This is a genomic window from Micromonospora maritima (assembly GCF_902825405.1).
GTDB classification, from domain to species: domain Bacteria; phylum Actinomycetota; class Actinomycetes; order Mycobacteriales; family Micromonosporaceae; genus Micromonospora; species Micromonospora maritima.
On record NZ_CADEAU010000280.1, the window covers coordinates 1 to 7,127 of the forward strand.

Below are 7,127 nucleotides of genomic sequence, written 5' to 3' on the forward strand. Positions count from 1 at the left end.
GGGCTGCCGCCGGAGGCGGTGCTGGCCGGCACGACCGGCCTGGCCGAACTGGCCGCGCTGGTGGCCGACGCGCGGCTTGTGGTCAGCGGTGACACCGGCGTGGCGCACCTGGCCACCGGCTACGGGACCGCGTCGGTGGTGCTGTTCGGTCCGGTGCCGGCGGCGCGCTGGGGTCCGCCGGCCGACCGACCCCGGCACCGGGTGCTCGGCGCCACGCGGGTTGTCGGACCCGACCGGGATTCAGCCGGTTTCGTGGGGGTAGGAACCCACCCGACGTTGGATGCCATCGAGATCGACGAGGTGGTGGCGGCGGTGGCCGAGGTGGAACGGGTCTCCGGTGCGGTTGCGGCGTAGCGACCCGGGCCGGCCGGGCTACGGGCGCCGCCGGCGCGGCAAGGGTTGGCTCTTCCTGGACGCGAAGGGCGCACCGGTGCGCGACGAGGCGGAACTGGCGCGCCTGCGCGAGCTTGTCGTCCCGCCGGCCTGGCGGGACGTGTGGATCTCGCCGTTCCCGAACGGGCACATCCAGGCCACCGGCATCGACGCGGCCGGCCGCAAGCAGTACCTCTACCACCCGCACTGGCGTCGCAAGCGCGACGAGGCCAAGTTCGACCACGTGCTGGAGGTGGCCCACCGGCTGCCCGCGCTGCGCGACCGGGTGGCGCACGACCTGGCGCTGCGCGGGCTGCGACGGGAACGGGTGCTGGCCACCGTGGCCCGGCTGCTCGACATGGGGGCGTTCCGGGTCGGCAGCGACCAGTACGCCACCGGCGACGACCCGACGTTCGGCGTGGCCACGCTGCGCCCCGAGCATGCCCGCTCGCGCGGTGGGTGCGTGGTCTTCGAGTTCCCGGCGAAGGGCGGCATCGAGCAGGTCCGCCGGATCGAGGACGCCGAGCTGTGCCAGGTGCTGCTCAACCTGCGCCGGCGGCGGCGCGCCCAGGAGCGGCTGTTCGGCTACTGGGACGGGCGGGCCTGGCGGGACGTGCGCAGCGACGAGGTCAACGACTACCTGCGCGACGCCAGCGGCGGGGAGATGACCGCGAAGGACTTCCGCACCTGGCACGCCACCGTCCTGGCCGCCGCCGAACTGGCCACGGTGGGCCCGCAGCGATCCGTCACCGGCCGCAGGCGGGCGGTCGCCGCGGTGATGCGGTCGGTCGCCGAACTGCTCGGCAACACCCCGACGGTGGCCCGGACGTCCTACGTGGACCCGCGGGTGGTCGACCTCTACCACGACGGGGTGCTGGCGCCGGTGCAGCCCGAGATGCCGCGTGAGGCGGTGGAGAAGTCCGTCCTGGCGCTGCTGGAGGAGGAGGCGGACTGAACGGCGGCGGGCGACCACCGGGGGCGGTCGCCCGCGGCGGGACCCACCGCGGGCGCCGCGCCACGGCCCCCCGTTACCAGTGGGCTGACGCCGGTCACCGACGTCGGCCCGTGCTCAGTCTGCCCGGGCCGGGTTGACTTCGGACGCCGTGCTGTTGACGATGCGTGCCCGTTCCAGGTGGCGGGCCCGGTACGCCTGCGGCGTCTCCGCCTGGGCGGCCCGGAAGGCGCGGCTGAAGTGGGCCTTGTCCCGGAATCCCCACCGGCCGGCGATGACCTGGATGGGGCGGTCGCCCAATCCCGGGTCGGCGAGGTCGCGGCGGCAGCGGGCCAGCCGCTCGTCCCGGATGAACGCCGCGACGGTGGTCTCCTCGGTCTCGAAGAGCCGGTGCAGGGAGCGCACCGAGAGGTGGTGCGCGTCGGCGACGCTCCGGGGGTCCAGCGTGGCGTCGCCGAGGTGCTGCCGCACGTACGCGCGCACCTGTTCGAGCAGGGCGCGGCGGCGGATCTCGGTGGGCACGGCGTCCTCGGAGACCAGGTTCCGGCCCAGCAGCGTGGCGACCAGGTCGAGAGCGACACCGCCCAGCCGGTCGGCGTCGGCGGCGTGGTACTGCTCGGGATGGCCGGTGATGCGGATGAGGTAGTCGGCCAGCAGCGCGCCGATCCCCTCGGCGCCGGACATCCGGCCGGCGAACAGGGGCGCGAGCCGGCGGTGCGGCAACGGCAGCGCGTCGTACGGGACGAGCGCGACGATCGACGCGGCCCGCTCGTCCTCGTCGGCATGGTGGATCAGCTCCTGCGGGCGGGCGCAGTCGTAGAAGGTGAAGTCGCCCGGTGGGCAGATGCCGCGCTGCCCGTCCTGGTTGGCGACGCCGGTGCCGCGCAGCGTCAACGCGAGCAGGTAGCAGTCCCCTTCGGAGCGCTGGATCAGCTTGCGGGTCCGCACGCCGTGCAGCGACGGGTAGCGGTGTCGGATGAGCTGCATCGGGCCCAGTTGGAGGAACTCCGCGCGGGCCGTGAAGTCATCCGCGTGCTCGGTGCGGACCCGCATCAGCGTGGGCGTCCGGCCGAGCATCTCCAGCCACAGCCCGAACCGGTCGGCGGCCGGCACCTGCTCGGTGTCGAAGACCTGCCGTGTCAACGCGGTGTCCATGAGCGGCCCCCGGGGTTCGTCCTACCTCATGAAGCACGACGCCCCGCGGGCCGGGCAAGGCGGCAGCCGCGGGGCGTGACGTCCGTCACTCAGTCGTTGAGCACGTGGGACAGTCGGTCCCGGAACCGGCGCTCGGAGTCACTCACCACGTCGCCGCCGATGCCCAGGATCCCGCCGGTGGAGGCGGCGCCCACCACCTGCTCGGCGATCTCCACCAGCCAGTGCCGGTAGGCGCCGGCCTGCCCCTCGTCCACCCGGTCGGCGAGCAGGGCGGACGCCTGGCCGGCCCGGGCGAGCACGTCCTCGATCATGGCCTTCGGGTCGTCCGGCGTGATGACCGGCAGCTCCGCGCCGGTCTCCGGGTCGCCCACCCGCGAGACGACCTCGCCGGCCACGGCGGCCACCAGCGGGCTCGCCGACTCGCGCCCCACGGCGATGGTCTCCAACCCGGCGGCGTTCTCCGCCATGGTGCGTCGGGTGCCGTCGGACTCGGCCGCGGCGGCCGCGGTGAGCACCGCCTGCGGCAGACCGACCAGCAGCCCCCACTCCTCGTCGGAGACGCCGAACCGGGTGTACGCCGGCTGCTCGATCACGATCAGGTTCCTTTCGCCGTGGTCGTCGTTGTCGACGGGCACCCCGCGGTGCCCGGGTCAGGCTAGTCCAGCTCCAGCAGGCCCTGTTCGGACACCACGCGCACGGACAGCGTCTTGTAGCCCACCTCGTCGAAGAGCACCGTCATCCGGTCCTCCTCGTAGTTGAGCACCAGGCCCGATCCCCACTCGGGGTGGCGTACCTGGCTGTGCACCGGGAACGGCCCGACCGCGCCGTCGTTGGCCACGCTGGTGCCGGCGTGGCAGTTGTCGCAGTGGGCGCAGACCTCGTTCATCTGCTCGCCGAAGTAGGCCAGCAGCACCTGCCCGCGGCAGCCGGTGGTCTCGGCGAAGGCCCGCATCATGTCCGTCCGCGACCGGGTCACGGTCTGCTGCCGCTCGGCCTCGGCAAGCGCGGCCCGACCGGACTCGGCGGCGTCCGGGGCGTACCGGGGGGCGCCGACGCGCTGCTTGGCGCGCGGCTCGGCGGCGCCGATCTGCTCCAGCAGGGACAGGTACTGGCCGAGCTTGCGCGGGCCCAGTCCGGTCAGCTCGCGCAGCTCCTTGCGGGTGCGGGGCTTGCTCCGCAGCACCGCGGCCAACTCGCACAGCTCCTTCTCGTCCGGCAGCCCGCCGCTGAAGTAGCGCTGCAGGCCGACGTCCTCGGCCCGCCACAGCAGCAGGACCCGCGACGGGGAGCCGTCCCGGCCGGCCCGGCCGATCTCCTGGAAGTAGCTGTCCGGCGAGTCGGGCAGCGCCATGTGCACCACCCAGGCGATGTTCGGCTTGTCGATGCCCATGCCGAACGCCGAGGTCGCCACCATGATCGGCACCCGGTCGGCGAGGAACGCCTCGTGCAGCTCGTGGCGTGCCGCGGTGGGCATCCCGCCGTGGTAGAACTCGGCCGGGAAGCCGGCGTCGGTCAGCCGCCCGGCCAGCTCCTCGGCCGCCCGCCGGGTCGGCACGTAGATGATCCCGGGCCGCTCGTCGTCGCGCAGCAGCGCGACCAGCCGCCGCCACCGGTAGTCGTCGGTGGGGCAGTACGCGACCTCCAGGAAGAGGTTGGGCCGGTCCAGCCCGGAGACCACCACCTCGGGCTCGCGCAGCCGCAGCCGGGCGATGATGTCGTCGCGGACCGGCGGGGAGGCGGTGGCGGTCAGCGCCACCACCGGCGGCCGGCCGAGGCCGTCGATCAGGTGGCCGAGCGCCAGGTAGTCCGGCCGGAAGTCGTGGCCCCAGGCCGAGATGCAGTGCGCCTCGTCGATCGCGACCAGGGCCGGGCCGAGCGAGCGGACCTCGGCGAGCCGGTCCGGGTTGCTCAGCGCCTCGGGCGTGATGAAGAGGAACTCGGCCCGTCCGGCCCGGATGTCCTCGATCGCCTGCGCCTGCTGGGTGGCGCTCTCGTCCGAGCTGATCCGCACCGCGCGCAGCTCCGGGCGCTGCCGCTCGTTGAGCGCGGCGATCTGGTCCTGCTGGAGGGCGAGCAGCGGCGAGATGACCACTGTCGGTCCGGGGATCAGGCTGGCCGGGATCTGGTAGATCGCCGACTTGCCGGCGCCGGTGGGCAGCACCACCAGGGCGTCGCGGCGCTTCATCACGGCGCGCATGGCGGCCAGCTGGTTGGGCCGCAGCGCGGTCCAGCCGAACAGGTTCTTCGCCGCGCGGCGCAGGCTGGTGGAGTGCGTGGTCAGTTTCATCAAGCGCCTCAGCTACCCCCGGCGTCCGGAACCGAAACCGTCGCCGCGATCAGCGGAGCCGGGGCAGGACCTCGCGCCGGTAGAGGTCGAACAAGCCCTGCCAGTGCGGGCCGGTGTTGGCCACGTAGACCTCGTCGTACCCGGCCTTGGCGTACCTGTCGATCATCTCCAGGTGGGCGTCGGCGTCCCGGCCGCAGACGAACGCGTCGCGCACCTGCTCGGGCCGGACCAGCTGGGCGGCCTGCTCGAAGTGGCGCGGCGACGGAAGCACCTGGGACAGCTCGCCCGGCACGCCCGCGTTGGGCCAGCGCTCGTACGCGATCCGCGCCCCCTCGTCGACGGTGTCGGCGTACGCGGCCTTGAAGCCGGCCTGGCACGGCTTGTCGCCGCCGCCGGACTCGCGGAACCGGCGCACCATGTCGGCGTCGGGCATGGTGCTGACGTAGCCGTCGCCGATCCGGGCCGCCAGCTCGATCGACTTCGGGCCGAAGCCGGAGACGTAGATCGGCGGGGGCGTCCCGGGGCGGGTGTAGATCCGCGCGTGCTCGACGGTGTAGTGCCGGCCGTGGTGGTTGACGAACTCGCCCCGCCACAGCTCGCGGATCACCTCCACCGCCTCCTCCAGCATCTCCAGCCGGACGTCGGTCTGCGGCCAGGCGTCGCCGAGGATGTGCTCGTTGAGCGCCTCACCGGTGCCCACACCGAGCACGAACCGCCCCTCGTGCAGCACCGCGCTGGTGGCCGCGGCCTGGGCGATCACCGCCGGGTGGATGCGCATCGTGGGGCAGGTGACCGCGGTGGTCACCGGCAGCCGGCAGACCTGGCTCAGCGCGCCGATGGTGGACCAGACGAACGGGCTCTGCCCCTGCGCGTCGACCCACGGGTGGTAGTGGTCGGAGATCCACAGCGCCTCGAAGCCGGCCTCCTCGGCGCCGCGCGCCTGGGCCAGCAGCTCCGCCGGCGTGTACTCCTCACTGGACAGGAAATAGCCGATCTTCATGGTGCCCCCTCCGCCGTGTCCGGACACCGCAAGCCCTACCCCGGGGCGGGGCGTCCAACCCGGTGGGGTCAGCGGCGGAACATGGCCCGGATGGCGATCAGCAGGAACAGGGCGCCGACCACCAGGCCGAGCAGGCGTACGCCGGGGACGTCCGCGGCGCTGGTGGCGTCGGCGAGCGGCAGGGCGGGCATGGACGAACTCTCCCACGGGCGTGCGTCGATCGCCACCGGCTAACAGTAAGGATTGTTGACTATTTAGCTGCGCGGTGTGACCATGTCAGCACCCGCCGGCCCTGGCGGGTCGGTGGGGGAGACGGGGGTACGACAGCACATGAGCGAACGGATCGCGGGAGCGACCGGAGACCTGAGGGCGCTCGCCGCCGCCGTCCTGCAACCCGGGTTCGTCGGCACCACGCCGCCGCCGTGGGTCTGCCGCTGGCTCGGCGAGGGGCTCGGCGCGGTGGTGCTGTTCGCCCGCAACGTCGTCGACCACGAGCAGGTGGCCACGCTGACGGCGAACCTGCGGGCCGAGCGGCCGGACGTGATCGTGGCGATCGACGAGGAGGCCGGCGACGTCACCCGGATCGAGTCGGCGCGGGGCAGCTCCCGGCCCGGCAACTACGCCCTCGGTGCGGTCGACGACCCGGCGCTGACCGAGGAGGTCGCCCGCGACCTCGGCGCCGAGCTGGCCGCGGTGGGCGTGACGCTCGACTACGCGCCGGACGCCGACGTCAACTCCAACCCGGCCAACCCGGTCATCGGGGTGCGCTCGTTCGGCGCCGACCCCGACCTGGTCGCCCGCCACACCGCGGCCTGGGTCCGCGGCCTGCAGGGCGGCGGCGTCGCCGCCTGCGCCAAGCACTTCCCCGGGCACGGCGACACCCGGGTCGACTCCCACCACGACCTGCCCCGCATCGGCGGCGACCGGGCCCGGCTGGACGCGGTCGAGCTGGCCCCGTTCCGGGCCGCGGTGGCGGCCGGCGTGCAGGCGGTGATGACCGGCCACCTGCTGGTGCCGGCGCTGGACCCGGAACTGCCGGCCACCCTGAGCACCCGCATCCTGAGCGGCCTGCTCCGCGAGGAACTGGGCTTCGGCGGCGTGGTGGTGACCGACGCGGTGGAGATGCGGGCGGTCTCCGACCGGTACGGCTTCGCCGGCGCCGCGGTGCGCGCGCTCGCCGCCGGTGCGGACGCCATCTGCGTGGGCGGAGAACGGGCCACCGAGGCCGACGCCCACGAGTTGCGCGAGGCGATCGTCGCCGCCGTGGTCGGCGGCGAGCTGCCGGAGGAGCGCCTGGCCGAGGCCTCGTTCGCCTGGACCACGATGCGGTCCTCGAGCGGCTTGATCGCAACCTTGGTCGC

General features: G+C 73.8%; 8 protein-coding genes. 3 read left to right on the forward strand and 5 right to left on the reverse strand.

From position 1 onward, the window contains the following. Both HUW36_RS21645 and HUW36_RS21650 read left to right on the forward strand, forming a co-directional pair. Nucleotides 1-354: glycosyltransferase family 9 protein (locus HUW36_RS21645; protein WP_174529848.1), on the forward strand; the 354-nt coding region annotated here is incomplete at its 5' end. Further along, entirely contained in the window at nucleotides 338-1,327 is a 990-nt protein-coding gene (locus HUW36_RS21650) for a DNA topoisomerase IB (protein WP_174529849.1), read from the forward strand. The genes HUW36_RS21645 and HUW36_RS21650, both read left to right, overlap by 17 nt. Before the next feature lie 114 nt (nucleotides 1,328-1,441). Here HUW36_RS21650 and HUW36_RS21655 read toward each other — a convergent pair whose 3' ends face one another. The 5 genes from HUW36_RS21655 to HUW36_RS21675 form a co-directional block, all read right to left on the reverse strand. Further along, complete coding sequence (locus tag HUW36_RS21655; RefSeq protein ID WP_174529850.1) at nucleotides 1,442-2,479, reverse strand: AraC-like ligand-binding domain-containing protein; 1,038 nt, start codon at nucleotides 2,477-2,479, stop codon at nucleotides 1,442-1,444. A gap of 89 nt (nucleotides 2,480-2,568) precedes the next feature. After that, nucleotides 2,569-3,072 (reverse strand): hypothetical protein, encoded by a 504-nt coding sequence (locus HUW36_RS21660; RefSeq protein WP_174529851.1) that lies wholly within the window; start codon nucleotides 3,070-3,072, stop codon nucleotides 2,569-2,571. 62 nt (nucleotides 3,073-3,134) lie between these two features. Beyond that, the gene (locus HUW36_RS21665) at nucleotides 3,135-4,766 is read right to left on the reverse strand and encodes a RecQ family ATP-dependent DNA helicase (protein ID WP_174529852.1); all 1,632 of its coding nucleotides are present in this window, start codon (nucleotides 4,764-4,766) and stop codon (nucleotides 3,135-3,137) included. 49 nt (nucleotides 4,767-4,815) lie between these two features. Continuing rightward, nucleotides 4,816-5,766 (reverse strand): TIGR03557 family F420-dependent LLM class oxidoreductase, encoded by a 951-nt coding sequence (locus HUW36_RS21670; RefSeq protein ID WP_174529853.1) that lies wholly within the window; start codon nucleotides 5,764-5,766, stop codon nucleotides 4,816-4,818. A 68-nt stretch (nucleotides 5,767-5,834) separates the two neighbouring features. Further along, nucleotides 5,835-5,993: a hypothetical protein gene (locus tag HUW36_RS21675; RefSeq protein WP_174529847.1), complete on the reverse strand. Its 159-nt coding sequence runs from the start codon at nucleotides 5,991-5,993 to the stop codon at nucleotides 5,835-5,837. A gap of 103 nt (nucleotides 5,994-6,096) precedes the next feature. On the opposite strand from HUW36_RS21675, the gene HUW36_RS21680 reads away from it, so the two are divergent. Next, nucleotides 6,097-7,127 (forward strand): glycoside hydrolase family 3 protein (locus HUW36_RS21680; RefSeq protein ID WP_174529854.1); only part of this gene is annotated, 1,031 nt, incomplete at its 3' end.

Coding starts and splice junctions, on each gene's coding strand:
- HUW36_RS21655 (WP_174529850.1), bottom strand. CDS start 2,479: ATGGACACCGCGTTGACACGGCAGGTCTTCGACACCGAGCAGGTGCCG.
- HUW36_RS21670 (WP_174529853.1), bottom strand. CDS start 5,766: ATGAAGATCGGCTATTTCCTGTCCAGTGAGGAGTACACGCCGGCGGAG.
- HUW36_RS21665 (WP_174529852.1), bottom strand. CDS start 4,766: ATGAAACTGACCACGCACTCCACCAGCCTGCGCCGCGCGGCGAAGAAC.